Raw genomic sequence first — 26,815 nt, 5'->3', positions numbered from 1 at the left:
GGGTGTCTCCTACTGGACGCGGCCGTAGGCCGTGCGGATCTGCTGGAACGCCGTGTAGTTGGCGATGAGGTCGACCTTGGTCAGGCCGGGCTGCTCGGCCCTCAGCTTGGCCAGCACCTCGTCCACCCGGTCGGCGACCTCGAACCGCACGCCGTCGGTCTCCAGGCGCAGGGCCAGGTCGGTGCGGCGCTCGCCCATGACGAACACGCGGCGGTCGCGCAGGACGGTGTAGTCGACGTCCCATAGCCAGGAGGTGTCCTTGCCGTCGGGGATCTGCGCGTTGACGGAGAGGATCACCGGGGTGGTGGGCGGGTCCAGGACGGCGAAGGACTCCAGCCAGCCCGCCGGGTTCTTGGCCAGCAGCAGGCGGACCTCCACGCCCATGGTGACCACGGAGGTGTAGCGGCCCGCGACCGAGGTGATCTCGCGCAGGCGCTCCACGGTGCGCTCGGGGTGCAGGCCGTACCCGGCCGCGGTGGCGGCGGCGATGGCGGCGTTGGAGCGGTTGGCGTCGCCGGGCAGGTTGAGGCGCAGCTTGATGCGCCGGCCCTCCGGGGTGATGAGCACGTCGGAGTCGTTGTCCGCGCCCCAGGTGGCCTGCGGGCGGGAGAGCCCGCACTCGGGGCAGGCCCAGTGCGGGTCCTGGTCGCGCCGGAGGTGGCCGCCGCACTCGGGGCAGCACCAGGAGTCCTCCTTCCAGCGCTGCCCGGCGGAGACCCAGGTGGCGTGCGGGGCGCCCATCCCGGCCCAGGCGACGAGCGGGTCGTCGGCGTTGGCGATGACGTGGGTGTTGCTCTTGCCCAGGGCGGTGCGCCAGCGCTTGGCGAGGAGGTTGATCTCCGAGGCGCGGTCCATCTGGTCGCGGCTGAGGTTCATCAGGACCACGAACGCGGGCTGGGTGGCGACCAGGACCTGCGGCAGGTACTTCTCGTCCACCTCCAGGACGCCGTTGACGGCGGACCGGTTGTCGGACAGCGCGGTGATGTGCCCGGTCGGCATGTTGGCGCCGTGCTCGTTGGTGGCGACCTCGCCGAGCTCGCGCAGCGCGTGGGAGATGAGCCGGGTGGTGGTGGTCTTGCCGTTGGTGGCGCTGACCAGGGCGAGCCTGCGCCCCTTGGCGAGCTTGGCGAGCAGGTCGGGTTCGACCTTGAGCGCGATCTTGCCGCCGATCACGGAGCCGTCGCCGCGCCCCGTGGCACGGGACAGGCCGGCCGCACTCCTCCCCAGTACCGATGCCAGTTGGGCGCGCAAGGGAAGCTCGCTCATGTACTCTCCACGATCGCTTGATCACCTGCGCCGATGCGTTGCGGCGGCGGGCGATGTGTCGGGCCAAGCCTATTGTCCACCGGCTATCGGACCCGCCAGTCCAGCCGCTCCGGCGGTGGCCCGAGATTGGGCGGCACACGGCCCGGTGCGCCGTCGTTCCCCACGGGTGCCGGTGCGGTCCCGGCGGGTGTGTCGGGGACGGCGGAGGCGGGGAGGATGCGGGGCCGGACCGGTTCCGGCCGGTCGTGCTCCCCCGCTCCCGTACCGGGCGCGCCGTCGCTTTCGTGGCCACTGGTCCGGGAGTCGTCCATTGTGGCCAGTGTTGCCGTGGACAGGGTGAGAATACCCGGATTGGTGTCGGTGAGGACAGGACCGTCAGGGCCCAGGACCACGGCGGCGGTGGCCGGCAGGGCGAGCAGCGCCTCGGCGTCGGGGGTGAGCGCGCGGGTGTGGCGGGCGGCGTCGCCCTCCGCGTCCAGTGGGGCGGCGGCCCACTCCTGGGAGGAGGTGGCCTCCCCCCACACCGTGGCCGATCTCACATGGCGGACCAGGTCCAGCGGGGCGACGGCGGCGGCCGCGCTGCGGATGACCGCGCCGGACTCGGTGTGCGGGGAGGCGAAGTAGCGGTCGTCGGCGACCACCTCGGCGTCCGGGTCCTCCTCGGGGGTGATGGCGGTGTCCCCCACCTCCTCGGCGACCGCCTCGGTGAGCCGGTGCAGGGTCAGGCCGCCGCCACCGGCCGCGGCGACCGCGGTGGCCGCGGCGGCGGCCGCCGCCGCGGTCTCCTGGCGCATCACCACGGGCAGCCGGCCCGGGGAGGAGAACCGGTCCAGGGCGGCGGGCACGGCGTCGCGGAACATGAGGACGACCTCCACTCCGCCGGTCCCGGCCGCGGACAGCACCTGGTCGAGCTCGCCCTCCGGCATGGTCTCGGCCCCGCACACCACCACGGTGCGCCCGCGCGGGCCGCGCGGCCGCCGGGGGGCGTCCGGCCCGCCGGGCACCTCCAGCAGCTCGCTGAGCGCCGCCACCGCGTAGGTGCCGTACACCCGGGCGGCGACCCCGCCCGAGGCCCGGTCGGTGGAGATGATCTTGACCTGGGCGTACCCGCCCTCCTCGGCCCGGGTGCCGACCGCCTCGAACGGGGAGAGGCGGCGCTCCAGCTCCCAGGCGCGCTCCCAGGGGTCGTCCGCGCAGCGTTCGCGGACCCGGGCGCGCTGGTCGGGGGTGAGCAGGGCGAGCGCCGCGTCGTCCTCGGCGGCGTCGTCCTCGGGGGTGATGAGAGCGCGCAGCCCGCCGATCAGCTCGGCGATCCCGGCGCGGGGGCCGAGCACCTCCATGAGCCGCAGCAGCAGGGTCTCGTCGGCGTCGGGGTCGTCGGCGCCCCCGGAGGCGGCGGCGACGGCGGAGAGGATGCGGGCGCGCTGTCCGGCGTCCAGGTCGGTGCCCAGGGTCATGCCGGGCAGGTCGGCGGGGAGCACCCAGCGGCGCGGGGCCACGGCGCAGCGCCGGGCCAGCCGGACCAGGTCGCGGGTGACGGAGCGGCCGGTGAGGTCGACCACGGTCAGGTCGCCGCCCTCGCGCAGCCTGGAGACGCCGATGGTGGTGAGCAGCGCCGACCAGCCGGCGTCGGCCCCGCCGACCACGAGGACGGCGTCGGTGTCGGGCGGGGCGGTGACCCCGTGCCAGAGCGGCTGGGCCTCGAACGCCCGGCAGGCCGCCTGCCAGGCGGCGTGCGCGCGGGCGTGCCCGTCCAGGCGGTCGTGCAGCTCGCGCTCGCGGGCCGCGCGCTCGGCCGCCTGCCGTTCCCGGACCAGCTCCAGCCGCCGGGCGGCGACCTGCCGGTTCTGCACCAGGGCGATGCCGAGCGGGACGGTGATGGCGGCGCAGGCCAGCACTCCGGCGACGGCGAGGGTGGCGGGCAGCACCCGCATGGGCCACAGCACCAGGCACAGCAGGGCGAACGCGCCGAGCCCGGCCAGGGCGAGGTACAGGGGGCGGTCGGTGCGGTCCTCGGCCTCGCGCCGGGCCTCCTCCGCCTCCGCGGCGGGGTCGGCGGCCCCCTCGGGCGCCGGCCGGCGCGGCGGCGGCCCGGGCGGGGGCAGCGGCACCGCGTACCGCCAGCCGAGATAGGTGCGCGCGGCCGCGCCGTCCGGCCGAGGGGTGGGGGGCACCGTCCGAACACCTCCTGGGCGGCCGCCCGCGGGGCGGCCGGGGTCGGGATCCACTCGGGAATCGCGCGGGCGGGGCCTCGCGCTTCTGGACGATGGTGTCACCGCCGGGCGGCCTTGTCACCGCCCGACCCGCGGCCTGTGGACGGCGACGGCGCACGTCCGGCCCCCGGCCACCGGGCGGCCGGGGCGTGTTCGGCGGGTCATTCCGGGTCGCGGTCGCGGGGCCGCCTCTCGCCGCGCCGTCTGCGCCTGGACGGCCGGTCCCGGTCCGACCCGCGCCGGTCGTCCTGGGAGAGGTCGCCCCGCGGCCGCTCCCGGCGTTCGGCGCGAGCGCCGAAACGCCCGGAAGCGGCCGGGGGCCGGACCCTAGAACGCGGGGCAGCTGAGGCCGGGCTCGGGGGCCCGGCCGGTCAGCAGGTAGGCGTCGATCGGGTCGTCCACGCAGGGCAGGCCGTAGCCGTACACCGTGTGGCCCGAGCCCTCGTAGGTGACCAGGGTCGCGGTCTCCAGCTGGCCGGCCAGCTCCCGGGCCCAGCCGTACGGGGTGGCCGGGTCGCCGACGGTGCCGACCACCACGAGCGGCGGCGCGTCGGCGGCGGCGAACCCGGTCGGGGCGGTCTCGGTGTCGGTCCAGTAGGCGCAGGGCAGCTGGCCCCACACCAGGTCCGGGCCGAAGAACGGGGTCTCGGCGGCGATCGCCTCGGCCGCCTCCCGGTACGCCTCGGGGTCGGTCGGGTCCACCCGGTCGGCGCAGTTGACGGCGGTGAGCGCGGCCTCGGTGTCCGCGTACGGGTCGCCCTCCGGCTCCTCCCCGGCCGCGGCCACATCCTCCTCTTCCTCGCCGACCCCGTAGGTGGTGTCGTAGAGGGCGTCCAGCAGCTCGCCGGACTCGGCGGAGCCCTCGGCCAGCGCGGTCAGGGTGCGGGCCAGCTCCGGCCAGGAGGTCTCGTCGTACAGCGCCAGGCCCACCATTCCCAGCAGGGTGGGGCCGTCCACGGGCATGTCGCGGGCGGTGGCCGGCTCGGCGTCGAGCCGGTCCAGGATCCGCGTCATCTCCGCGTCGGCGGCCTCGGGTCCGCTGAACGGGCAGGTCCCGGCGGCGGAGCAGTCGGCGACGAACAGCTCCCAGGTCTCCTGGAAGGCGGCCGCCTGGTCCTCGGCGACCTCCAGGTTGGGCCGCTCGGTCTCCACGGCTCCGTCCAGGACGAGCGCGCGGGTGGTCGCGGGGAACATCTCCGCGTACAGGGCGCCGATGTAGGTGCCGTAGGAGTAGCCCACGTAGCTCAGGGCGTCGTCGCCCAGCGCCTCGCGGATCAGGTCGAGGTCGCGGACCACGTTGACGGTCCCGATCTCGGCCAGGAACCCGGCCCCCACGGTCTCGGTGCAGGCGTCGGCGTAGGACCGGGCCGACGACGTCAGGCGTTCCAGTTCGGCGTCGGTGACGGCGGTGGGGTCCTGCACCCGCAGCTGGGCCTCGGCGAACCTGTCCCAGTTCCCGCAGGCGAACCCCCCGCTGTCGCCCACCCCGCGCGGGTCGAAGGCGACCAGGTCGAAGGCCGAGCGGATGCCGTCGGAGAACTGCGGGTAGGCCAGCATCTCCACCCCGGACTCGCCGGGCCCGCCCGGGTTGAGCACGAGCGATCCGATCCGCTCGTCGGGGCCGCCGGAGGCGGGCACCCGGGCCAGCGCGATGTCGATCGTCTCGCCGTCGGGGTCGTCGTGGTCGAGCGGCACCGACAGGGTGCCGCACTCCAGGGCGGCGGTCCACTCGGGGTCGCCGTCCTCGGGGGCCTCCTCCCGCCCGCCCCCGTCGTGGCAGGGCTCCCACTCGATCGCGGACGCGCCGCCCGGGTCCTGCGGCGCCTGCTGCGGGAGGAACGCCGAACACCCCGTGACCAGGAGGACCACCGCTCCCGCGAGCCCCCACACCCCCGTGTAACGCACCTGTCGGCTCCCCTTCTCCGCACGGCCCCGTCGCCGCGTCCCTGTTCTGCTACAGGGGGTGGGACGAAACGCCCGCCTCGGCGGTTTCGCGGTCGTCCACTGACGGAACGTGCCGTATGCCACAAGGAGAACACGACGGGGCGCCGGGGAGAACGAACCTTTCTCCCCGGCGCCCCGTGTCGTCGTGCGCCCGTCCGGCGGTCAGGCCTGGACCTGGAGGTCCACGACCTTTCCGACCTCGGCCGTCACCGGGTACTCGCCGGTGAAGCCCTTGGAGGCCAGGACGCGGACCTTCCAGTCGCCGTCGGCGGCGAAGAACCGGAAGGTCCCCTCGTCACCGGTGGCGACCTCCCCGACGAAGTCGTCGGAGGCGTTGAGCAGGCGCGCGTACGCCCCGCGCAGCGGCTGCCCGTCACGGGTCACCGTGCCCTGGATGACCGCCTGGTTCCCGGCGTCGACGTCGGCGAGGGCGACCCCGCCGACCGGCGCTCCGCAGCTGTCGCTCACTTGGCCTCCGCCTCTCCCAGCTCGATCGGCACGCCCACCAGGGAGCCGTACTCGGTCCACGAGCCGTCGTAGTTCTTGACGTTCTCCAGGCCGACGATCTCGTGCAGGGCGAACCACGTGTGCGAGGAGCGCTCGCCGATCCGGCAGTAGGCGATGATGTCCTTCTCCAGGTCGACACCGGCCTCCGTGTAGAGCTCGCGGAGCTCCTCGGCGGTCTTGAAGGTGCCGTCCTCGTTGGCCGTCTTGGCCCACGGGATGTTGCGCGCGGTCGGGATGTGGCCCGGGCGCTGCGACGTCTCCTGCGGCAGGTGCGCGGGGGCGAGCAGCTTGCCGACGAACTCGTCGGGCGAGCGCACGTCCACGAGGTCCTTGGTGCCGATGGCCTCGACGACCTCGTCGCGGAACGCGCGGATGGACAGGTCCTGGTCCTGGGCCCGGTACTCGGTGGCGGCCCGCTCGGGGACCTCCTCGACGAGCTCGCGGGAGTCCAGCTCCCACTTCTTGCGGCCGCCGTCGAGCAGGCGGACGCTCTGGTGGCCGTAGAGCTTGAAGTACCAGTAGGCGTAGGCCGCGAACCAGTTGTTGTTGCCGCCGTAGAGGACGACGAGGTCGTCGTTGCCGATGCCCTTGGCGGACAGCAGCTTCTCGAACCCGGTCTTGTCCACGAAGTCGCGGCGGACCGGGTCCTGGAGGTCCGTCCTCCAGTCGATCTTGACGGCTCCGGGGATGTGTCCCTTGTCGTAGGCGGACGTGTCCTCGTCGACCTCCACGAGAACGACGTTGTCGTCGTCCAGGTGAGCCTCCACCCAGTCGGCGTCCACAAGGACGTCGGAGCGGCTCATGGGGAACCTCCTGATCGATTCTTCTGCTGCGTGCGGTGTCGCGTGTGTGTGCCCGCCGGAGTGCGGGGTCCGGGGACGGGGGTTCAGGCCGGCTTCCCCGCGGCCGCGAGGCGGCGGCCGAGGAGGAACACCTCGCATCCGGCGCAGAGGCCGAAGGCGGCGTTGAGGAAGGCGGCGGTCAGGGCGAGGGCGGTCGCGGCCGCGCCGAGCCACTCGGGGCCCACCAGGTATCCGGTGAGTCCGAGGGCGGCGAAGGCGAGCCCCACCCCTTGCGCGAACCGGGGCGGCCGGGCGTCCTCCGTCTCGGAGGGCGGCCCGATCCGGGGCCGTACGACGGCGGAGAACAACAGGGCGTAGGGCGAGTAGCGGACACCCGCCAGGACGCCGACCGCGAACACCGCGGCCTGGAGTCCGAGGATCCAGGGCTGGGCGAAGGCGAGGGCGGCGGCCAGGACGAGGGTGGTCAGAGCAGCGGCGAAGCGCTGTCCGCGAGGATCGACCTGCATGACTGGTGGTCCCTGCGTGCACGGGAAGGGGGGTCGGTCGCGCGAGGGGGCGAGGGGGCCGCGGCCCGAACGCCCTAGGGACAAGGACAGAGCGCGGCGGCGACGCGGCAGAAGTCCACCGCCCGTCGCTTCGTGAGATACGCGCTCGTCAAGGAAGTCACGTCCTTGACGCTACAGGCCCCTTAACGTGTTTGTCACGGGTGGCCTGGATCACAGAACGGTGCATTCGGGCCGGTCGGGACGGGTGTGCCCCGCGTCCGGGGGGCCGCTCCGCCGCCGGGGCCCGGCGTATTCCCTGGTCAACCGGTCGGGAATAGGACGGGGTCCGGTCGGCGGGGTCAGGAGACCGCGGCGCCGATGGCGGCGATCACATCGGCCTTGCGGGGCTGCCCGCTGGCGCGGCGCACCACCGTGCCCCGCGCGTCCAGGACCAGGACCGTGGGGGTGCGCATGATGTTCAGGCGGCGCACCAGGTCCAGGTGGGCCTCGGCGTCGATCTCGACGTGCGCGACGCCCTCGACCATCCCGGAGACCTCCTCCAGGACGCGGCGGGTGGCGCGGCAGGGCTGGCAGAAGGCGCTGGAGAACTGGACGAGCGTGGCCCGCTCCCCCAGCCCGGCGCCGATGTCCCGGGCATCCAGGGCTGTGGCGCCCCCGGTCTCGGCCGCCATGGCCCCCTCCTCTCCTTCTCCTCCTGCGCCGGTTCCCCCGCCGCCCGTCGCCGCGGCGGGGGCGGGCGGCCGCCCCCGTCCGCGGAAGCGCCCCTGTCCCCGCCGCCACAGCAGCCCCAGCACGGTGGCCGCGGCCAGGGTGGCGGCGAGGACGGTCGCGCCGACGGGGTCCATCAAGCGGCCTCGGCCCCCATCAGGGGGACGTTCTCGGCGGTGCCGTCGACCCGCAGGCCGCCGGAGACGGCCTCGGCGTCGGTGACGGTCATGCCGTAGGGCATCTGCGGCACCGGGAACGACACGGTCATCATGCTGGAGACCAGGCCGCTGACGTCGGTGGGCGCGTTGTCCACCTGGATGTCGGTGGGGGTGGCCGAGACGACCCCGTCCTGGACGGAGATCTCCAGGGCGGCCGACACCGGAACGCTGATGCCCAGGTCGGTCACGGCCAGCTCGCCGCTGGCGTAGGGCTCGCCGCCCTCGGTGGAGACCGTGATGCCCTCGGGCAGGAAGGGGTTGAGGATCGAGTAGGGCAGGACCGCGGAGCCGTCGATCCGGCCGGCCGTCACCTGCGGGTCCGACATGAGGTCCGACAGCGGGGCGTCGACGTCCAGGGCGTGGACCTCGATCTGCTCCACCGGGTACTCGCCGAACGTGGCGGAGGGCGCGGAGATGACGATCTCCTCGTAGGTGCCGCCGAAGGCCTGCGGCAGGAAGGCCCAGCCCCCGATCTCGACCGTGGGCTCCTGCTCCATCTCGAACTGCTGCCGCACCTGGCCGGCGATCATGTTCTGCGCCAGGGAGCGTCCCCCGATGTCGGCGCCCACGACGAGGGCCGCCAGGAGGATGAGGAGGACGACAAGAAACTTACGCATCTGGAATCCCAGCACACTTTCTTTCGCTCCGGCGCGGCTCTCGGCCCGTGGACTCGGCCGGTCATCGTCACACGCCACCGGTGCCCGGGGGACACCGTTCATGGGGAACCTGTAGGGAAGGGTACTTCACCGTCCATAGGACGCCCCGGAGCGTACAACGGTTCTCACCCGGGGCGGGTTCCTCCGAGATCCCCGAGGTCAGCGGGGCATCAGCAGGCCGGCCAGGCCGTCGCTGGCGGCCGCGCCGGAGAGAGCGAGTTCGATCACGTTCGTGGCGACCACGTGGGCGCCCGCGCGGCGGCCGAACTCGACCACGTGCGGCTGCTGCTCGTGCTCCTCCTTGGCCAGGTCGTCGCGGTAGATCGCGTAGACGATGCGCTGGAGCGGCGCGCTGGGCACCGTGTGGCAGGCGAACAGCAGGGTGTCGGGCTCGCGCGCGGCGACCTCCTCGACGACGGCGTCGGCGATCCGGTCGAAGCCGGCGCCCTGCCCCTCGGCGAGGGTGTAGATGGTGATGACGCCGCGCAGCTTGGCGGGCGGCGCCTGGCGCACCGGCGGGCCGTCGTAGTAGTCGTCGTACGGGTCGGCGTTGCGGCGCTTGCGGCGCACGGGCTCCTCCAGGAGTTCGTCTTCGGGGTCCCCGGCGTCGTCACCGTAGTCGTCGTAGTAGTCGTCGTCCTCGTCGTAGGCGTCGCGCCGCGGGCGCGCCGCCAGCGCGGCGGCCCCCCAGAGCGCGGCGACCGCGCCGAGCATGAGCAGCGGTCCCCCGAAGCCCAGGCCCAGCCGGCCCACCAGGATCGACAGGAGCGCCGCCAGCGCGACCAGGCCGAGGATCCGCAGGTGGTGGGCGCGGTCGGCGGGGCGGCGGGCGACCGCGACGAGGGCCGAGATGAGGAAGGCTGCGACGACGACCTGGGTGATGTTGATGAGCGAGCGCGGGATGAGGTCGTAGTGGTCGCCCAGGGGCGGGAAGGTGTCGCCGAACCGGCCGCTGATGCGGTCCATGCTCAGGACCACGAGGGGGACGATGGTGAAGGCGCTCAGGAACAGGCGCGAGGCGAACCGCCCCTGCGCGGAGCGGACGCCGTACTCCAGGGCGCCCCAGGCCATGTAGAGCGGGCCCAGCAGGCTGATGCCGATGTGGAGCAAACGGAAGGTCGCGTTGTTGAAGTCGAACAGCGCGCCGACCACGGCGGCGCTCAGTCCCACGGTCAGCCCGAGGGACGCGACGAGCCACGCGATGACGGTCACTCCGGGGCGCCGCTGGGCGTAGGCGGCGAGCGCGGCGGTGGCACTCCAACCCACCAGCGCGCTCATGAATGCGAGTCCTACGATCACCATCCCGACAATGATGATGCACGTGAGCGGGTGGGTGTGCACTCCCTACTGGTACGTGAGGACCTTTTCGGGGAAGATCCCGCAGAATGACGGGCAAACCCGCTTTCCCTACTGTGACCTTCATCACGCGAATTACCGCCGTGTCCCAGAGGCTCCGTCCTGCTCACCGGGGGTCGTAGGCTCGCATCCACAGGGGGAGCAGGCCGTCGAGGACGGTGCCGCCGACTCCCCACCCGAGCCAGGAGAGAACCGTGTCACACGACGTCGTGTCCCCGACTCCGGCGGGGGCCGCCTTCTTCGATGTGGACAACACCCTGATGCGGGGGGCGTCGATCTACCACTTCGCGCGCGGCCTGGCCGCTCGCGACCTGTTCACCACCCGCGACCTCCTGCGTTTCGCGTGGGGCCAGACCGTCTTCCGGGTGACCGGGAGCGAGCAGCCGGACCACATCAACGCCGCCCGGGAGGCGGCGCTGGCGTTCGTCGCCGGACACGACGTCGACGACCTCGTGGGCCTGTGCGAGGAGATCTACGACGAGACCATGGCCGACCGCATCTGGGAGGGCACCCGGGCCCTGGTGCAGCGGCACCTGAGCGCCGGCCAGCCGGTGTGGCTGGTCACGGCGACCCCGGTGGAGCTGGCCCAGATCATCCGCCGCAGGCTCGGGCTGACCGGGGCGCTGGGCACGGAGGCGGAGAGCGTGGACGGGGTGTACACCGGGCGGCTCAACGGCGACCTGCTGCACGGCCCGGCCAAGGCGGTGGCGGTACGGGAGCTGGCCGTCAAGCACGGCTGGGACCTGGCGGACTGCTCGGCCTACAGCGACTCCTCCAACGACCTCCCGCTGCTGTCGCTCGTGGGCGACCCGAACGCCGTCAACCCGGACGGGGACCTGCGCCGGTACGCGCGCACCCACGGGTGGCCGGTGCACGACTTCCGCACGCACCGCCGGGCGCTGAAGGTGGCCGTCCCCGCGGCGGCCGTGGGCGCGGCGGTGGGCGCCGTGGCCATCCGCGCCGCCCGCCAGCGCAGAGCCCTCCCGGGGGCCTGAGGGGCTTCCTGGGGAGCCGGCGCGGCCCGTGCGGCCGGAAGGCCGGGGCCGGGGAAACCGGGGGCCGTGGGGCCCATGGGACGCGCGGGGACGGCGGGCCGCGGGCCGGGGGCCCGTGGAAGATCCGGGGAAGGCTCGGGGACCTCCGGGCGGCGGACCGGGGAAACCTCGGTGACCGCCACCGGACCGGCACCCCCGCGCACGACCGGAACCCGGACACGGGGCACCGACCGGTACCGGGTCCCGCCGGGGCGGACATGACGACGGCGCGATGCGGTGGGACGGGCACGCGGCGGCACGGTGCGCCGAACCGGACGAGCGGCAGCGCGGTACGGCGGGGCGGGCACGCGGCCACATGCGGCAGAGCGGGAGCACGGTGGGGGCGCCGACCGGTACAGGCCTCCGGGGCGGGCACACGACGCGCGGGGTGGCAGGGCGTGCACACGGCGGCGCAGTGCGGTGAGGTAGGACGCCGATCGGTGCGGGGGCATGCCGGACGGGCATGCGGCGGCGGGGCGGGAGGACGGGGCGGGGAGTCCGGGTCAGCGGCCCAGGGTGGTCTTGGCCAGGGCGAGCACGTGGACCGGCCGCAGGCGGGCGCTCCGCGGGCGGCCGCCGTCGCGGCGGCGGGGGGACCGGCGGGGGCCGCGGGCGTCGGCGTAGGACTCGAAGGCCTCCGCCGAGCTGTGCGCCGGGATCCACTCCAGGACCCGCTCCAGCTCACCGGTGTTCAGGGAGGCGGCCAGGCCCGCGGTCACGGCGCGCGCGGCGCTGGCGGTGGCGTAGTCGATGCGGCCGCGGCGGGCCACGCCGCGCAGCACGCGCAGCCCGGAGGCCGGGACCGGGAACCGGTGCCCGCCGATGCGGCGCAGGCAGTGGGAGAGCGGGACGCTGTCCTTGCCCGCCACGTCGAAGAACCCGGTGCCGTCACTGAGCGCCATGCGCACCAGGGCCTCGACGCCGTCGTCCTCGTGCAGGAAGCGCACCCGCGGGTCGCTGCCCATCACCGTGGGCACGACCCGGGAGTCGAGGTAGCGGGTGAGCGGGGTGTCCACGCCCGGCCCGATGAGGTTGGCGAACCGCAGGACCGCCACCTCCAGGTCGGGGCGGCGGCGCTGCAGGCCGCGGGTGTGCCGCTCGACCTCGGCCGCGTCGTCGGCGTCCAGGGTGGCGCTGGAGCGGACCACCAGGCGGCGGACCGTCGTGGAGCGCTGCGCGGCGGTCAGCACGCGCATCGTCCCCAGGACGTTCTCCTCGCGGTGGGCGCTGTGCGCGTTGTCCAGCCCCAGATGCAGGACGAGATCGGCACCGGAGTCGGTGACGATCTGTCCCAGGCTTTCGTCGTGCAGGTCGACATGGGTGTAGTCGAAGCCCGTCGTGGCGGCGGGCGGCGCCGAATCGGCGCCGATCACCCGGCGTACACCGGGCTCCGCACCCAGGGCCTGCGCGACCCTGGCGGCCAGGGGGCTGGACACCCCGGTGACGAGTACGACACGAGCCATGGCGACACGTTCCTTGGAAGGAGACGATGAGTGACGGTGCGCGGACCGTTCACCGCGGGGGTGAAGCGGTGGCCGCGACCCGTGAGACACAACGATGTCCCGACCGGAAAATTCCGTCACGTTGGTCGAGGCATCGCCGAAATAGGGAATTTCTCCGCGTCCGGGACATGACGGAGCACGCCCACGCCCGCGGAGAGACGACGATCGCCGCGACGGTACTACTTCTTGTTGCGACGCGCGATACGCGTGCGCTTGAGCAGCTTGCGGTGCTTCTTCTTCGCCATGCGCTTGCGACGCTTCTTGATGACGGAACCCATCAGGGATCACCCTCTCGCTGACGATGGATACAGAGCATGCCGCACCGCCGTGGCGGATCCGGCAAGGGGTTCGGGTGCGCGGGGCCCCGGGATCGCGCGCAGTGCGCGGACCGCGGGGTCGGGGCCCGTCCTGGGACGGCCGCCGACGGACGTGCGCCCACCGCACCCGAAGGCCCAGCTTACCGCTCCGGGTGCGCGCTCCGGGTCAGGCCCCGGGGACGGAGGGGCCCTCGACGTACAGGGACGCCGCGGGCTCCGCGTAGCTGACACTGGCCAGCCGCTCGTCGACGAAGGTCAGCGAGGTGACGCTGGCGAGGTTGCATTCGCGCAGGTCGGGGCGGTGCCACAGGCGCCTGCCCTCGGCCGCGCGGCGCGACATCCAGATGGGCAGCTGGTGGCTGACGCACACCGCCTCCCGGCCCCAGGCGGCGCGGCGGGCGACCTTGATGGCCGAGACCATGCGCGCGAGGATCTCCTTGTACGGCTCCCCCCAGGACGGCAGGAACGGGTTGTACATCCGGCTGACCACCCGCGGGTCGCGCACCGAGCTGCGGGACAGCGACATGCCCTGGAGCTTGTTGGACGCCTCGATGAGGCGGTCGTCCAGGGTGACCGGCAGGTCGAGCATCTTCTGGAGCGGGACCGCGGTCTCCTGGGTCCGGTCCAGCGGCGAGGAGTACAGGGCCGCGATGTCGTGGCCCTCGAACCACTCGGCGGCCATCTCGGCCATCTGCTGTCCGCGTTCGCTGAGGTGGAAGTCCGGGAGCCTGCCGTAGAGCACCTTGTCCGGGTTGTACACCTCGCCGTGCCTGAGCAGGTGCACGACGGTGGTCGTCGTCATGGTCGAATGTCTTTCCTTCGGGGATCTGGTGGGGCCCGGCGGGCCGGTGTGCGGGGCGGCGCCGGGGGTCTCGGTGCGGACCCGGCGGGTCAGCCCTGTGCCTGTGCCGCGGCCCGCGCCGCGGCGGGCAGGGCCTCCAGGACCTTCCCGACCGCCGCCTCGTCGTGGGCGGCCGAGAAGAACCACGCCTCGAAGGCCGCGGGCGGCAGGTAGACGCCCTGGTCGAGCATGGAGTGGAAGAAGGCCGCGAAGGCCGCGGTGTCGGTGGTGCGCGCGGTGTCGAAGTCCACGACGTCGGCGTCGGTGAAGAACACCGTGAACAGGCTGCCGCCGCCCTGGACCCGGTGCGCCACGCCGGCCTCGTTCAGGGCCTTGGAGACCTCGGACGCGACCTGGGCGGACACCCGGTCGATGTGCGCGTAGACCTCCGGGGTGGCCCCGCGCAGGGTGGCCAGTCCGGCGGCGGTGGCCAGCGGGTTCCCGGAAAGGGTACCCGCCTGGTAGACGGGGCCGCCGGGGGCGAGGCGGTCCATGATCTCGGCGCGGCCGCCGAACGCGGCGGCGGGCAGGCCGCCGCCCATGACCTTGCCGAAGGTCATGAGGTCGGGGGCGACGCCCTCCAGGCCGTACCAGCCGGAGGCGCTGACCCGGAAGCCGGTGAGGACCTCGTCGAGGACGAGCAGCGCGCCGTAGGAGTGGGCGATGCCCTTGAGCTGCTCGTTGAACCCGGCCCGCGGCGGGACGACGCCCATGTTGGCGGGGCAGGCCTCGGCGATGACGCAGGCGATGTCCTCGCCGTGCTCGGCGAAGGCCCGCTCGACGGCCTCGATGTCGTTGTAGGGCAGGACCAGGGTGTCGGCGGCGCTGGCCCCGGTGACGCCCGGGGAGTCGGGCAGCGCGAACGTGGCCAGGCCCGACCCGGCGGCGGCCAGCAGGGAGTCCACGTGGCCGTGGTAGTTGCCCGCGAACTTGATGATCTTGCTGCGCCCGGTGAACCCGCGGGCCAGGCGGATCGCGGACATGGTGGCCTCGGTCCCGGAGTTGACCAGGCGGACCTTCTCCACGGGGGTGCGCTCGACGATCAGTTCGGCGAGCTCGACCTCGCCGGGGGTGGGGGCGCCGTAGGAGGTGCCGGAGTCCACCGCGCCGTGCAGCGCGGCCACGACGTCGGGGTGCGCGTGGCCGAGGACGAGCGGCCCCCACGAGCAGACGAGGTCGACGTAGCGCCGGCCCTCGGCGTCGATGAGGTAGGGCCCCTCGCCCTTGACGAAGAACGGCGGGGTGCCGCCGACGGCGCCGAAGGCGCGCACCGGGGAGTTGACCCCGCCGGGGACGACGGCGGTGGCCCGCTCGAAGAGCTCTGCTGAAGTCTGTTGAGTACCCACCTCACCAGTGTGTCAGCTGTGTCCTGCGGCGGAACCGTGACCCGCCCCGCACCGGCGCGACCGCCTTCGGCCATCCGCCCCGCCTCACCCGCCGCGGAGGGCGCGGACGCGGCGGCGCCCCGGCCGGGAGGGGCCGGGGCGCCGGGGGTGCGGGGCGGGGCGGGTCAGACGCCGGCGTAGGAGCGGGGGCCGGTGGAGGAGGTGTCGTCGTCCGTACCGCCGGGGCGGGGCGCGTCGGCGGCGGCGGAGCGGACCAGGGGGCGCAGGAGCGCGTTCCCGGCGGCCCTGTCGACCAGGGCGGTCAGGGGGCGGGCCATGGCCAGGGAGACCGCGGTGGCGACGGTCGCGCCGAGCAGCAGGCCGACGGCGACGTCGTGCGGGTAGTGGGCGCCGACCAGGACGCGGGAGAACGCCTCCAGGACGGCGACGGCCGCGGCGACCGGGGCCATGCGCTTCCAGGCGATGACGACCGCAGCGGCGGCGGCGCCCGCGATCGCGGCGTGGTTGCTCGGGAAGGACCAGTCGCCGACGGGGTCGCAGGTGGCGATGGTGGTCAGGTCGGTCATGGCCTGGCAGGGCCGCAGCTGCTCGACGAACGACTTGACGGTGCGGCTGACGCCGTAGGCGATGACGGTGGCGACCGGCGCGAACAGCGCCAGGCCCACCAGCCGCGAGTCGACGGAGCGGGCGCGCCACCAGGCGGCCAGGAACAGGACGGCGAAGACCACGAGCAACAGGTCGGTGCCGATGTGGGCGGCCTCCTGCACACGGGGGTCGAGTCCGGCGGCGAACTCGATCACGGCCCGGGACCAGGCGGCACTGATATCGAAGATCTCGGAGACCATCTCTCTCCAGGGGTGTCGTCGGGGAGGGTCGCGCGAGTGCGGGGGAGGATTCGCGACGTGGGGTCGACGGGTCGACCGAAAGGTGACGCTATCTCCACGATTCGGTGACTTCCGAGGTTCCATCCTGACACCGGAACGGGGGCTTCAAGGCCCGTGAGGGCCGGGATCGACGAAAGAGACGGGGGTTCCCCACGAAAGGATGAACCGGACATGGACGGACCGGCACGAAGGGGTGGGCGGGCGGAGGAGGCGGTCACCGCCGAAAGGGGGCCGTCGGCACCGCCGGAGCGCCGGGGCGCCCACCGCGGCGCGCATCCGGGGTGCCGGGCGGGGGCGGGGGACTACTCCTGGGTAGCTTGAGTGGCGTCCACCCGCTTCACCCCGGATCGGAGCCGACATGACCGAGCACAGCGCCGCGGACTTCACCACGGCGGACCTCATCGACGACCACGGCGACACCCTGCGCAGCTGCTCCACGCAGTTCCGGCAGTACGGCGGCAGGGCCGTGTTCTCCGGCCCGATCCGCACCGTCAAGTGCCACGAGGACAACGGCCTGGTCAAACAGGTGCTCAACACCCCCGGCGGGGGCGCCGTACTGGTGGTGGACGGCGGCGGATCGCTGCGTTCGGCCCTGATGGGCGACATGATCGCCGAGGCCGCGGTGGCCAACGGCTGGGCCGGAGTGGTCGTCCACGGAGCGGTGCGGGACACGGTCGCGCTCGGGGCGCTGGAGCTGGGGGTCAAGGCGCTGGGCTCCAACCCGCGCAAGTCCGCCAAGGACGCCGCCGGGCGGCTGGACGCCCCGGTGTCCTTCGGGGACGTCACGTTCGTCCCCGGGGAGTGGCTGTACAGCGACGAGGACGGCATCGTCGTCAACGCGGAGAGGATCTGACCCGGACGGCGGGGAGGACGCGCGGCCGCGGCCCGGCCCGCGCACGCGCGGCAGAGCGAACGGCGGGCCCCCTCGGAGGAGTCCCGCCGTTCGCTCCGCGCCCGTGCCAGGGCGTTCCCGTCAGTCGCGCCGGCGGCGCTTCAGCAGGGGGGACACCGCCCCCAGCACCATCGCCGGGAGCAGCAGCAGCGGGACCATCGCGACCAGGAGGCCGTTGTCGACCAGGAGCGCGACGGCGGTCTGGACGACCCCCACGGCGGCCATCCCCGCCGCCGTCGGCCAGCGCGTGTCCGCCCACCAGCGGGAGAGCGCGGAGTTCCGGTCCCCGGCGGTCTCCACCAGGGGCACGACCAGCGCGAGCCCGACGAGGAGCACTCCCACCGCGGCGCCCGCGAGCTTCGTGGTCGGGATGTCCCGGCCGGCGCCGTTGAACACCATGATCGCGTGGACGGCCAGCATGAAGAGGGAGAGCAGGACCAGGACGGCGTTCATGGCGCGGGTGGTGCTGCGCGCGGTCCTGCGGACCGGCGGGTCCAGCGCGTCCTGGATCCTGGCGCTCAGGGCCGGGGCCGCGCTCAGGATCACCGCGATGAGGGCCGTGGTGAAGGGGATGGCGCCCGCGAGGAGCCACCGGGGCACCATGTTCGGGCTGCCGTCCAGGTTGTACCTGCCGCCGTGCACCATCTCCGCGAGGTCCGGCCAGACCGTCCAGGAGACGGCGGCCATCCCCGCGATCGCGAGGCCCGCGGCGGCCATGCCGACGACGGGCGGGCGGGGGGTCTCGGCGGCGGTGCCGCCGATCGTGCTCTCCATGGGTTCCTCCCTGTTCCTTCTTCGTCCTCTGGGAAGGACCCTAGGAAAACGCCGCGCACGGGCACATCCACCCGCCGTCATGCCGGTGTCACCGAATTCCCGCGGGGCCTCATATGACAGGAGTCATGTACGCGGGACCGGAAATCCGTGACAGCCGGAAATCCCCTTTTCCCGGCGGCCGGGGATAGTATCCGGACAATGAGAGCACCGTCCCCACTCCCCGACCTGTCCCGCTGGGTCAGCCTGGCCGACGACCGCCCGCCGCGCGCGGTGGGGCTGCTGTTCTGGGGTTCGGTGCTGTCCACCCTGGCCGTCTACGCCGTGTTCGCGACCGGCGTGGCCCCCCTGGACGGCGAGGGGCTCGCCGACCCCCTGACCCTCTCCCTGGTCGTGACGGGAATCGGTTCCCTGGTCGTCTGCGCGGCGCTGTGGCCTTTCCTCGCATGGTCCCCGCATTCCCCGTGGCCGCGCAGAATGGCCAGCGGTTCGTTCATGGTCTTCACCCTCACCTCCTTCGTCACCAGCAATCACGCGCTTTTCCTTTTGCTGTGCGTGGGAACGGTGAACGCGGTGATCGTCTTCGGGGTCCCCGGCGGGATCGTCTACGGCGCGCTCGTCGTCGGCTTCAGCCTGCTGCTGACACTGCTCGTGCCCGGGACCCCCCTCCTGGCGGGGGCGATCATGGCGGTGGGCCTGCTGTTCGTCGTGGTGGCGTCGGGCCTGGTGTCCGTGGGCCTGCTGGTGTCGGCGCAGCGGGCCGGGCGCACCCGGGAGCTGCTGGAGGAGCTGGAGCGCACCCACGGGGAGCTGACCGCGGCGCACGGGGAGCTGCGGCGCAGCACGGACCGGATCAGGGAGCTGACCGTGTCCGAGGAGCGCGCCCGCATGTCCCGGGAGATGCACGACAGCACCGGGCACCACCTGACCGCCCTGTCGCTGTGCCTGTCGAACGCGCTCCGGTTCCGCGAGGCCGGCAGGCCGGAGGAGGCGTGGGAGGAGGTCGCGCAGGCGCGGGCTCTGGCCGGCGACGCGCTGACCGACACCCGCCGCTGGGTGCGGGCGCTGCGGCCGCTGGCGCTGGAGGGGCGGGCGGGGGCGAGCGCGATGCGGTCGCTGGCGGAGTCGTTCCAGGGCGGGGGCATGCGCATCGGGTTCGAGCAGCGGGGCGGGGAGTGGCCGGCGCTGACGGAGGAGGCGGAGCTGGTGTGCTACCGGACGGTGCAGGAGGGGCTGACGAACGCGATGCGGCACTCCGGCGGTGAGGCGGTCCTGGTGGAGGTCGAGGTGGCTCCGGAGACGGTGGCGGTGTCGGTGACCGACGACGGGAGGGGGGCTCCGGTGGAGGAGGTGCGCGGCGGGTTCGGGCTGCGCGGTCTGGCGGAACGGGTCGGGCGTGTGGGCGGAGAGCTGGCGGCGGAGAACACCGGGGCGGGGTTCCGGCTGCGTGTGGAGGTGCCCGTGGCGGGCGCCGCCGACCACGGCACGCGCGATGCGGGCGGTGCCTGATGCGGGTGCTCATCGTGGACGACCAGGTACTGCTGCGGCGCGGGCTGCGCAAACTGCTGGAGTTCGAGGACGGGATCGAGGTCGCGGGGGACGTCGGGGACGGGCTGGAGGCGCTGGAGTTCCTGGCGGGGGCCGCGGCGGGCGGGCTGCCGGACGTGGCGCTGGTGGACGCGCGCATGCCGCGGATGGACGGGCCGACGCTGATCGGTCGGATGCGGGAGGAGTACCCGGACGTGCCGGCGCTCGTCCTGACCACGTTCGACGACGACGACATCGTCTTCGGATGCCTGCGGGCGGGGGCGCGCGGCCACCTGCTCAAGGACGTGCCGCCGGAGGAGCTGGTGTCGGCGCTGCAACGCGTGGCACGCGGGGAGACGGTGCTGGGGACGGCGGCCGCGGAGCGGCTGGTGGCGTCCCTGGGCGGGGGGACGGAGGCCGCCGCGGCACAGGCTCCGCCCCGGGGGGCGGAGCCGGCGCGGCCGCCGCTGTCGGAGCGGGAGTGGGAGGTGGCGCGGATGATCGGCGCGGGGGCCACCAACCGGGAGATCGCCCGGGGCCTGTTCATCACGGACGGCACCGCGCGCAACCACGTCACGAACATCCTGCGCAAGCTGGGGCTGCGGGACCGGACCCGGTTGGCCCTGTGGGTCCGGGAACGGGGGGACGGCGACCGCTGACCGGCACCCCGGTTCGGGGCTTCGCCGCGGAGAGTCCGGGCGGGTGCGTGCCAGGTCTCGACCGGACTTCCGAAGATACGGCCGAATCCCATGACCCATGGTTTTCAGGGCGGCACGGCGACGGCTTCGACGGGGCGCTCCCGGGACCGGACCGGCGAACGGCCGCGGCGGGCGCCGCGGCCGTGTCCCGTTCCGCTACCGGCGCGGGCCGTACCCGCCCTGGCCGTGGGGAGGCCCGTAGCCGCCGTGCCCGGGCGGGGGACCGGGGTGGCCGTACCCGGGGGGCGGGCCGTAGCCGCCCTGGGCGGGCGGCGGACCGGGCCGGCCGTGGCCCTGCGGCGGCGGGGCGTGGCCGCCGTGCGCGGGAGGGGGTCCGGGACGGCCCTGCCCGTTCGGGGCCGGCCCGGGCGCGCCCTGGCCGGGCGGCCTGCCGCCCTGGTGCCGGAGCATGTTGAAGAGGTGGTCGCGGAGGCTGGCCGCGATGTCGGAGCCCTCGAAGTCGACGAGGCCGAACTTCAGTTTGGGCGTGACCCGGAGGTTCGTGCCCTGGGGGTGGGGCGAGAGCTCGATGTACACGTTGTGCCCGTAGCTGACCAGGTTGAAGTCGGTGGAGAACGTGTACCGGTAACCGCCGCCGGGCATCGGGTTGCCCCGGGTCGAGGACCCCCTGGTGCGCTGCACCGCGTGGGGGAGCATGTCCCACACCTGGTTGATGTGGAACGGAAGCTGGTAGTCGTAACTGCTGGCCACGTTTCTCCGTTCTCGTTCCGGGAACCGGAGACGGGGTTCACGGCGCTGTGCACTCTCGATCCGCCGCATCCTATCCGCCCGGTGTCCCCTCCGGCAGGCCCCGGGGAGGCCGGGGCGACGCCGGCCGGAGGGTTCGTCGTGACCGGTGTGATCCGCGTTCGGGGGCGGCGGTTCACGTACCGCGGGAGCCCGTCGGGAGTACGGCGGCGGGACGCCGGCGCGGGCCGTTCAGCCAGCGGCCCAGCACGGTGCGGCGGACGAGCAGCTGGTAGCTCCCGAGCAGCAGGGCCGTCGTCACCACCCAGTTCAGCAGGAGCTTGGCGGCGACCGGCCAGTCCAGGCCGGCCAGCGGGATCTCGATGGCGACCAGCAGCGGGAGATGCATCAGGTACATCCAGTACGACGCGTCCGCGAGGTACCGGATCGCCGGGTGCTCCCGGGAGAACACCTTGACCATGAGCGCGGTGAGGCCGTAGGTCCACAGCAGGCCGGTGAGCGCCACGACCACCGACCCGACCGCGAGCGGCAGGTCCGCGGCGACCGGCAGCAGCATGGACACCGTGCCGAGGACCGCCGCGGCCAGCAGCAGCGGCCAGCGCGGCGCCAGCCAGGCGAGCGACCCCGGCGCGGCGTGCAGGAACCAGCCGGCCAGGAAGGCGCCGAGGTAGCCGATCAGCGGCGCGGCCTCCGGCAGGACCGTCACGGGCGCGTTGATCCCCTGGGCGGGGTCCGTCCCCTGGATCAGCAGCGCGGCGGCGTACGGCACCGCCGCCAGCAGGACGCCCCCCGGAGCGGCCAGCAGGACGCCGATCCGGGCGGACCACCGCCCGGCACGGTCCGGGCCCAGCAGCCGCAGCAGGACGGCCCGCGCGGCGAGGACGACCAGGACGACCTCGAACAGGACCAGCAGGAACCACAGCTGCCCCGGGGTGAACATGAGCAGCACCAGTGGCGCGTCGCTCGGCGGGGGTTCGGGGGCCGCTCCCCCGCCCTGCGCCGCGGCCACGGTGGCGAGGACGCCGAGCGAGAACACCGAGACCGGCCAGAAGGCCAACAGCGGCAGGAGGATGCGAACCGTGCGGTCCCGGAGGTAGGCCCGGTTTCCACGGCGCGTCAGGACCATGCGGCCGAGGTAGCCGGCCAGCATCATGAACAGCGCCATGCGGAAGAGGTGGATCACGTACACGCCCACGAACGCGGCGGGCGAGGTGCGGGTGTCGTTGACGAGCCAGGGCATCTCCGGCGCGAAGGGCAGGAGCGAGTGCAGCACGATGCCGAGCAGCAGGGCGAACGCGCGCAGCGCGTCGAGGCCGTGGATGCGGGTTCGCGCCGAGCCTGACCCGGCGCCCGCCGTGTGAGGGGTCATGCACACGACGCTAGGAGCCGGAACGCCCGCCGGGTTCGGCCGATCGGCGTCCGCGGCATCCACCGATCGGTGGACCCGCGGGCGCTTCCGGGCGGCGCCGGGAGCGGGGAGAATGCTGCCATGAACACCGCGTCACGTACCGTCGGTGCGGCGGACCCGACGGGCCACGGCGACAGCGCCGGGCCCGGGGACCCGCTTCCGAGGTGGGCGTCCCTGGTCCGGCTGGTCCCCTCGGCGCTCCCGGTGGTGTCGGCGCTCTTCGGTGCCGCGATCACCGGCCCGGTGATCGAACCGGCGGTGTTCGCCTGGTCGCTGGTCCCCACCGCTGTGCTGTTCGCGGCCCGCCTCGGCGAGCTCCGTTACGGGGACCGGATCGCGCAGGGCGGAAGGTTCGCGGTCGCGGCGGTGGCGGCGAACCTCGCCGTCACGCTGGTGGCGTCCCTGCTCAACCCGTTCGTCTGCATCGCCGCGTTCGCCGGGTACCTGGACGCGGACCGGTACCTGCGCCGGCGCCAGGTCGTCGTCGCCGCGGTCGCGACCGGGCTGGTCACCGCGGTGGGCCAGGGCGGCGGCATTCCGGGGGTGTCCGACCTGCCGTGGCTGTACCTGGCGCTGGCCGCGGTCAACGTGGGGATCGGCATGGTCATGCTGCACTTCGCCCGGGAGCGGGAGCGGCAGGTGGCGGAGCGCGAGCGCGTCGCGCTCGAACTCGCCGCGGTGCACGAGGAGAACCTGGCGCTGCACCACCGGCTCCTCGAACAGGCGCGTGAGGCGGGGATCGGCGAGGAGCGCGCCCGGCTGTCCCGCGAGATCCACGACACCGTCGCGCAGGGGCTGATCGGGGTGATCAGCCAGCTGGAGGCCATCGGCCCGGTGGACCCGCCGGCCGGGGAGCGGATCGAACGGGCGGAGACCGCGGCCAGGGACTGCCTGGTGGAGGCGCGCCGGGCGGTGCGCGCGCTGGCGCCGCGGGAGCTGTCCGGGCACACGCTGACCGAGGCCCTGCACGATCTCACGAGGAACTGGGCGCGCACGCACCAGATCGTCGCGGAACTGGACGTGGAGGGGGCGCCGGACTCCGCCCGGCACGGGGACGTGCTGCTGCGGGTCGCGCAGGAGTCGCTGGCGAACGCGGCCCGGCACAGCGGGGCCTCGACGGTGCGGCTCGTGCTGGGGCGGCGCGGGGAACGGGAGGGATGGGTGGAGCTGACAGTGACCGACGACGGGGACGGGTTCGATCCGGCCGCGGCCGCCGCGCGCGGACGCGGGCAGGGGCTGGCGGGGATGGCCGGCCGGGTCGCCGCCGTGGGCGGGGCGTTCGAGGTCGAGAGCCGGGCGGGGCAGGGGTGCCGGGTGGTCGCGGCGGTGCCGGTGTGAGCGGGGTGGGCGCGGTGCGCGTCGTGGTGGCGGACGACCACCCGATCGTCCGGGACGGGCTCGCCGGCATCCTGGGCGGCGAGGAGGGCATCGAGGTCGTCGGCGAGGCCGCGAACGGGCGGGAGGCCGTCGCGGTGGTGCGGTCGAGCGACCCGGACGTCGTGCTGATGGACCTCCGGATGCCCGGTGGGGACGGGGTGGAGGCGATCGCCGAGCTGCGCGGGGCCCATCCGACGCGGCCCCGGATCCTGGTGCTGACGACGTACGACACCGACCGGGACGTGCGGCGGGCGATGACGGCGGGCGCCGACGGGTTCCTGCTCAAGGACGCGCGCCGCGCGGAGCTGGTCCGCGCCGTGCACGACGTCGCGGCGGGGAGGCCGGTGCTCACCGCGGCGGCGCTCGCGGCGCTGGCGGGCCGCAGATACGAGGCGGAGCTGACGGACCGGGAGGTGCACGTGCTGCGGCTGGTGTCGGAAGGGCTCACGAACGGTGCCGTCGCCAGGCACCTGGGGATCGGCGAGGCGACGGTCAAGACGCACCTGCTGCACATCTACAAGAAGCTCGGGGTGGGCGACCGCGCCGCCGCCGTGCGGGTGGGCTGGGAGCGCGGGATCATCTGAGCCGCTCCGGTTCCGGGACCCGCCCGCACGGGGGCGCGGCCCGTCAGGACGGGCCGCGCCCGGGAACAGGTGCCATGGTCACTTGTTCTCTTCGAGGCGCAGGGCGATGCCCAGGGCGAAGAAGGTCGGTGCCCACTCGCCGACGAAGAGTCCCCAGCGGTCCGCCCGGTCGGTGCCGGCGTCCTCCTTCTTCTTGGACACGACCCAGCTCAGGATGGACGCGCCGATGCTGGCGACGCCGGCGGCGTAGGCCATCTCGGAGGTGACGCCGAGTTCGGACAGCTTCGCGATCATGATGCCTCCCCTTTTCGTTGCCGGTCGGATGCCACTGCCCGGTTCAGCGCCAAGGTAGGAGAACGTCAGGGCAAAGGTGACGTGACCGGCGCCCGGCGCGGGAGGGCGGACGCGGCGCCACCCGAAAAGGACACAGAGGGCTAATACGGTTGCGACCACCCGAGGCGCTCCGGTAGGAAGTCCCCCATGCTCACAGGCACCAAGGTCGGGCTGCGGGCCCGACACGAGGACGACAACCCGGTCCTCCAGGCCGAACTCTACGACGACGTGGTCATCCACTCGCGGGTCCAGGGCAGCCCCTGGCGCCCCGTCATGCCCGGCTCCAAGCACTCCCTGGTCAACGTGGACGACACCGCGCGGGACACGGCCACGTTCTCCGTCGTGGACCTGGACGGCGGCGAACTGCTCGGCACCGCCACCCTGTGGGGCATCGACGGCCACAGCCGTTCCGCGCACCTGGGAATGGGCCTGCGCCCCTCCGCCCGCGGCAGGGGCTACGGCACCGACGTGGTCGCGGTGCTCTGCCACTACGGCTTCGCCGTCCGCGGCCTGCACCGCCTCCAGATCGAAACGCTGGAGGACAACTTCGCGATGATGCGCGCCGCCGAGAAGAACGGCTTCGTCCGCGAGGGCGTGCTGCGCTCCTCGTCCTGGGTCCTGGGCGAGTTCCTGGACCAGGTGCTGTTCGGCCTCCTCGCCGAGGAGTGGAAGGCGAACGCGCAGGGCTGAGCCGACGGCCCGGGCGGCGCCGGTAGGTTCCCTCCCATGAACCGCACACGCCTGCTGCTCGGTGCCGCGGCCGCCGCCGGGGCCGTCCTCCTCTGGAGCGAATGGACCCTGTGGCGGGTCTCCCGGCAGGACTACCCGGCCGCCGCTCCCCCCGTCTCCCCCGGAGCCGACGAGGCGATCGTCGTCCTGGGCTTCCCCAGCCGGCGCGGCGACCGCCCCGGCCTGGTGCAGCGCTACCGCACGCGGATCGCCCTGCGTTCGCGCGACCCCCGCGCCGGGCGCAGCGTCCTGGTCTTCACCGGCACCAGTCCCCGCCGCCCCCGGGCCGGGCGCTCCGAGGCCGCCGTCATGGCCGACTACGCCGTCGGGCGCCTCGGCGTGGACCCCGGCGACGTCCTCCTGGAGGAGAAGGCCACCAGCACCTGGGAGAACATCGCCCTCACCCTCCCCATGATCGACTCCTTCCCCGTCGTCAAGATCGCCTCCACCACCTTCCACGCCCGCAAGGGGCGCCGCTACCTGCGTGAGCAGGCCCCCGAGGTCGCCGCCCGGCTGCGCCCCGCGCGGGACCACCGGCCGGGCGAGCTCCTGTGGCTGAAACCGCTGTTCGCCCTCTACCGGCGCTGACCCCCGCTCCGCCCCCGGTCCCGGCGGAACGGCGCGGGGCCTGCGGCGGACCGTGTCCTCCCCGGCCGTCAGGATGGCGGCGCACGGTCACGGCGTGAGACGGGGATCCAGGAGGGCGGCAGGACCGACCTGCCGGTACCGGACGGGCCCGTGGGCCCCGAGGCCGCGACGGTGCACGGCCGCGGGGGAGCCCTCCCCGGGATTGTGCGAACTTTGCCGCCGACCTCCCCCGCCTTGTGGCCGGTCCGGGTGAGACTCGCAGATGGCACCGCGCAACGCACCCGACCACCGGAGGCCACCGCCATGATCACGACCGACTACCGCCCCGGCTCCCCCTGCTGGATCGAGCTGAGCGCCTCCGACCTCGACAGGTCCCTGGCCTTCTACCGCGGCCTGTTCGGCTGGGAGGCCGAGTCCGCGGGCCCGGACACCGGCGGCTACCTGCTCCTGAAGTCCGGCGGGCGGACCGTGGGCGGGGCCGGGCCGCTCATGGAGGAGGAGCAGCGGCCCTCCTGGACGCTCTACTTCCAGGCCCCCGACGCCGAGGAGTACGTCCGGGGCGTCGCCGAGCTGGGCGGCACGGTCGACCTCCCCCCGATGGACGTCATGGGCATGGGCGTGATGGCGCAGTGCACCGACCCGCAGGGGGTGCGGTTCGCCCTCTGGCAGCCGCTCTCCTTCCCCGGCATGGAGACCGTGGACGAGCCCGGGACCCTCGTCTGGGCCGAGCTGTGGACCCCGGACGCCGAGGGCGCCCGGAGGTTCTACGGCGGGCTCTTCCCCTGGGAGTTCGGCCCCTTCGAGCTGCCCGGCGGGGGCACCTACCTGACCGTCAGGCCCGAGGGCCTGGACGAGGACCGCGCGCACAGCGGCATCGCGCAGGTCGACCCCGGCACGGCGGAGTCCGTGGGCGGCGGGGACTGGCACCCCGTGTTCCAGGTCGAGGACGTGGACGCCACCGCCGCCCTGGTCCCCGAGACCGGCGGCCGGGTGGACATGGCGCCCGACGACGCCCCCGGGGTCGGCCGGCTGTCCGCCTGCGCCGACCCCGACGGGAACCCGTTCGTGCTGCTGCGCCCCTCCCCCGCCTGACCCGGGG

General features: G+C 74.0%; 27 protein-coding genes and 2 pseudogenes. 10 read left to right on the top strand and 19 right to left on the bottom strand.

Annotated elements, in window-relative coordinates:
- Positions 1–9: 9 nt before the first annotated feature.
- The 10 genes from ACFVNO_RS00235 to ACFVNO_RS00190 all read right to left on the bottom strand — a co-directional run bounded on the left by ACFVNO_RS00235 (position 10) and on the right by ACFVNO_RS00190 (position 10,099).
- Positions 10–1,266: a MurT ligase domain-containing protein gene (locus ACFVNO_RS00235; RefSeq protein ID WP_355267699.1), complete on the bottom strand. Its 1,257-nt coding sequence runs from the start codon at positions 1,264–1,266 to the stop codon at positions 10–12.
- Positions 1,267–1,349: 83 nt separating this feature from the next.
- Entirely contained in the window at positions 1,350–3,440 is a 2,091-nt protein-coding gene (locus ACFVNO_RS00230) for a hypothetical protein (RefSeq protein WP_378888013.1), read from the bottom strand.
- A 366-nt stretch (positions 3,441–3,806) separates the two neighbouring features.
- A complete protein-coding gene (locus tag ACFVNO_RS00225) occupies positions 3,807–5,384 on the bottom strand; it encodes an alpha/beta hydrolase (protein ID WP_355267701.1) in 1,578 nt (525 codons plus the stop codon).
- Between the two features lie 201 nt (positions 5,385–5,585).
- Entirely contained in the window at positions 5,586–5,891 is a 306-nt protein-coding gene (locus ACFVNO_RS00220; protein WP_220564580.1) for a DUF1416 domain-containing protein, read from the bottom strand.
- On the bottom strand, positions 5,888–6,733 hold the full coding sequence (locus ACFVNO_RS00215) for a sulfurtransferase (RefSeq protein ID WP_378888009.1): 846 nt from the start codon (positions 6,731–6,733) through the stop codon (positions 5,888–5,890). The genes ACFVNO_RS00220 and ACFVNO_RS00215 overlap by 4 nt, the downstream gene beginning before the upstream one ends.
- 83 nt (positions 6,734–6,816) lie before the next feature.
- A complete protein-coding gene (locus ACFVNO_RS00210) occupies positions 6,817–7,239 on the bottom strand; it encodes a DUF4395 domain-containing protein (protein WP_355267707.1) in 423 nt (140 codons plus the stop codon).
- A 74-nt stretch (positions 7,240–7,313) separates the two neighbouring features.
- Positions 7,314–7,400: a putative leader peptide gene (locus ACFVNO_RS00205; protein WP_355267795.1), complete on the bottom strand. Its 87-nt coding sequence runs from the start codon at positions 7,398–7,400 to the stop codon at positions 7,314–7,316.
- Between the two features lie 177 nt (positions 7,401–7,577).
- Positions 7,578–7,910 (bottom strand): thioredoxin family protein, encoded by a 333-nt coding sequence (locus ACFVNO_RS00200; RefSeq protein WP_355267798.1) that lies wholly within the window; start codon positions 7,908–7,910, stop codon positions 7,578–7,580.
- A 173-nt stretch (positions 7,911–8,083) separates the two neighbouring features.
- The gene (locus tag ACFVNO_RS00195) at positions 8,084–8,782 is read right to left on the bottom strand and encodes a DUF2993 domain-containing protein (RefSeq protein WP_355267710.1); all 699 of its coding nucleotides are present in this window, start codon (positions 8,780–8,782) and stop codon (positions 8,084–8,086) included.
- 198 nt (positions 8,783–8,980) lie between these two features.
- Positions 8,981–10,099 (bottom strand): hypothetical protein, encoded by a 1,119-nt coding sequence (locus tag ACFVNO_RS00190; protein WP_355267713.1) that lies wholly within the window; start codon positions 10,097–10,099, stop codon positions 8,981–8,983.
- Positions 10,100–10,371: 272 nt separating this feature from the next.
- Between ACFVNO_RS00190 and ACFVNO_RS00185 the strand changes: the two genes are divergently transcribed.
- Positions 10,372–11,172, top strand: coding sequence for an HAD family phosphatase (locus ACFVNO_RS00185; RefSeq protein ID WP_220564575.1), 801 nt, complete (start codon positions 10,372–10,374; stop codon positions 11,170–11,172).
- Between the two features lie 542 nt (positions 11,173–11,714).
- Here the strand turns inward: ACFVNO_RS00185 and ACFVNO_RS00180 are convergent.
- The 5 genes from ACFVNO_RS00180 to ACFVNO_RS00160 form a co-directional block, all read right to left on the bottom strand.
- Positions 11,715–12,674 (bottom strand): NAD-dependent epimerase/dehydratase family protein, encoded by a 960-nt coding sequence (locus ACFVNO_RS00180; protein WP_355267717.1) that lies wholly within the window; start codon positions 12,672–12,674, stop codon positions 11,715–11,717.
- A gap of 218 nt (positions 12,675–12,892) precedes the next feature.
- Complete coding sequence (locus ACFVNO_RS00175) at positions 12,893–12,991, bottom strand: 30S ribosomal protein bS22 (RefSeq protein ID WP_017621272.1); 99 nt, start codon at positions 12,989–12,991, stop codon at positions 12,893–12,895.
- Between the two features lie 205 nt (positions 12,992–13,196).
- Positions 13,197–13,832: a histidine phosphatase family protein gene (locus tag ACFVNO_RS00170; RefSeq protein ID WP_220564573.1), complete on the bottom strand. Its 636-nt coding sequence runs from the start codon at positions 13,830–13,832 to the stop codon at positions 13,197–13,199.
- 89 nt (positions 13,833–13,921) lie between these two features.
- The gene (gene hemL, locus ACFVNO_RS00165) at positions 13,922–15,217 is read right to left on the bottom strand and encodes a glutamate-1-semialdehyde 2,1-aminomutase (RefSeq protein ID WP_220564572.1); all 1,296 of its coding nucleotides are present in this window, start codon (positions 15,215–15,217) and stop codon (positions 13,922–13,924) included.
- A 164-nt stretch (positions 15,218–15,381) separates the two neighbouring features.
- Positions 15,382–16,062, bottom strand: a complete 681-nt coding sequence (locus tag ACFVNO_RS00160) for a phosphatase PAP2 family protein (RefSeq protein WP_355267721.1) — start codon at positions 16,060–16,062, stop codon at positions 15,382–15,384.
- Positions 16,063–16,459: 397 nt separating this feature from the next.
- Here ACFVNO_RS00160 and rraA point away from each other — a divergent pair, with 397 nt between their 5' ends.
- Complete coding sequence (gene rraA / locus ACFVNO_RS00155) at positions 16,460–16,954, top strand: ribonuclease E activity regulator RraA (RefSeq protein ID WP_355267724.1); 495 nt, start codon at positions 16,460–16,462, stop codon at positions 16,952–16,954.
- Positions 16,955–17,074: 120 nt separating this feature from the next.
- Here rraA and ACFVNO_RS00150 read toward each other — a convergent pair whose 3' ends face one another.
- Positions 17,075–17,767, bottom strand: a complete 693-nt coding sequence (locus ACFVNO_RS00150; protein WP_378887998.1) for a hypothetical protein — start codon at positions 17,765–17,767, stop codon at positions 17,075–17,077.
- Positions 17,768–17,965: 198 nt separating this feature from the next.
- On the opposite strand from ACFVNO_RS00150, the gene ACFVNO_RS00145 reads away from it, so the two are divergent.
- The 3 genes and pseudogenes from ACFVNO_RS00145 to ACFVNO_RS00135 all read left to right on the top strand — a co-directional run.
- Positions 17,966–19,273: a sensor histidine kinase gene (locus ACFVNO_RS00145; protein ID WP_378887995.1), complete on the top strand. Its 1,308-nt coding sequence runs from the start codon at positions 17,966–17,968 to the stop codon at positions 19,271–19,273.
- Positions 19,273–19,566, top strand: a pseudogene (locus ACFVNO_RS00140) (response regulator transcription factor); the annotation flags it as partial. The gene ACFVNO_RS00145 and the pseudogene ACFVNO_RS00140, both read left to right, overlap by 1 nt.
- 249 nt (positions 19,567–19,815) lie before the next feature.
- A pseudogene (locus ACFVNO_RS00135) lies at positions 19,816–19,950 on the top strand (LuxR C-terminal-related transcriptional regulator); the annotation flags it as partial.
- Positions 19,951–20,145: 195 nt separating this feature from the next.
- Here the strand turns inward: ACFVNO_RS00135 and ACFVNO_RS00130 are convergent.
- Positions 20,146–20,700, bottom strand: a complete 555-nt coding sequence (locus ACFVNO_RS00130; RefSeq protein WP_355267736.1) for a hypothetical protein — start codon at positions 20,698–20,700, stop codon at positions 20,146–20,148.
- A 172-nt stretch (positions 20,701–20,872) separates the two neighbouring features.
- A complete protein-coding gene (locus ACFVNO_RS00125) occupies positions 20,873–22,066 on the bottom strand; it encodes an acyltransferase family protein (RefSeq protein ID WP_378887991.1) in 1,194 nt (397 codons plus the stop codon).
- A 120-nt stretch (positions 22,067–22,186) separates the two neighbouring features.
- On the opposite strand from ACFVNO_RS00125, the gene ACFVNO_RS00120 reads away from it, so the two are divergent.
- Together ACFVNO_RS00120 and ACFVNO_RS00115 are read left to right on the top strand one after the other, a co-directional pair.
- Positions 22,187–23,443 (top strand): sensor histidine kinase, encoded by a 1,257-nt coding sequence (locus ACFVNO_RS00120; RefSeq protein WP_355267742.1) that lies wholly within the window; start codon positions 22,187–22,189, stop codon positions 23,441–23,443.
- Positions 23,440–24,066, top strand: coding sequence for a response regulator (locus ACFVNO_RS00115; RefSeq protein WP_378887987.1), 627 nt, complete (start codon positions 23,440–23,442; stop codon positions 24,064–24,066). The genes ACFVNO_RS00120 and ACFVNO_RS00115 overlap by 4 nt, the downstream gene beginning before the upstream one ends.
- A gap of 78 nt (positions 24,067–24,144) precedes the next feature.
- Here ACFVNO_RS00115 and ACFVNO_RS00110 read toward each other — a convergent pair whose 3' ends face one another.
- Positions 24,145–24,360: a hypothetical protein gene (locus ACFVNO_RS00110; RefSeq protein ID WP_355267748.1), complete on the bottom strand. Its 216-nt coding sequence runs from the start codon at positions 24,358–24,360 to the stop codon at positions 24,145–24,147.
- Positions 24,361–24,546: 186 nt separating this feature from the next.
- On the opposite strand from ACFVNO_RS00110, the gene ACFVNO_RS00105 reads away from it, so the two are divergent.
- From ACFVNO_RS00105 to ACFVNO_RS00095, 3 genes are all read left to right on the top strand, one after another.
- Entirely contained in the window at positions 24,547–25,089 is a 543-nt protein-coding gene (locus ACFVNO_RS00105) for a GNAT family N-acetyltransferase (protein WP_355267750.1), read from the top strand.
- A 36-nt stretch (positions 25,090–25,125) separates the two neighbouring features.
- Positions 25,126–25,716 (top strand): YdcF family protein, encoded by a 591-nt coding sequence (locus tag ACFVNO_RS00100; protein ID WP_378887982.1) that lies wholly within the window; start codon positions 25,126–25,128, stop codon positions 25,714–25,716.
- A gap of 303 nt (positions 25,717–26,019) precedes the next feature.
- On the top strand, positions 26,020–26,808 hold the full coding sequence (locus ACFVNO_RS00095; RefSeq protein WP_378887979.1) for a VOC family protein: 789 nt from the start codon (positions 26,020–26,022) through the stop codon (positions 26,806–26,808).
- The last annotated feature ends 7 nt before the right edge of the window (positions 26,809–26,815 follow it).

The organism is Nocardiopsis sp. NPDC057823, assembly GCF_042797335.1.
Classification (GTDB): Bacteria; Actinomycetota; Actinomycetes; order Streptosporangiales; family Streptosporangiaceae; genus Nocardiopsis; species Nocardiopsis changdeensis.
Note: the sequence above shows the minus strand (reverse complement) of the source record. Positions and strands in the feature narration are given on the sequence as shown.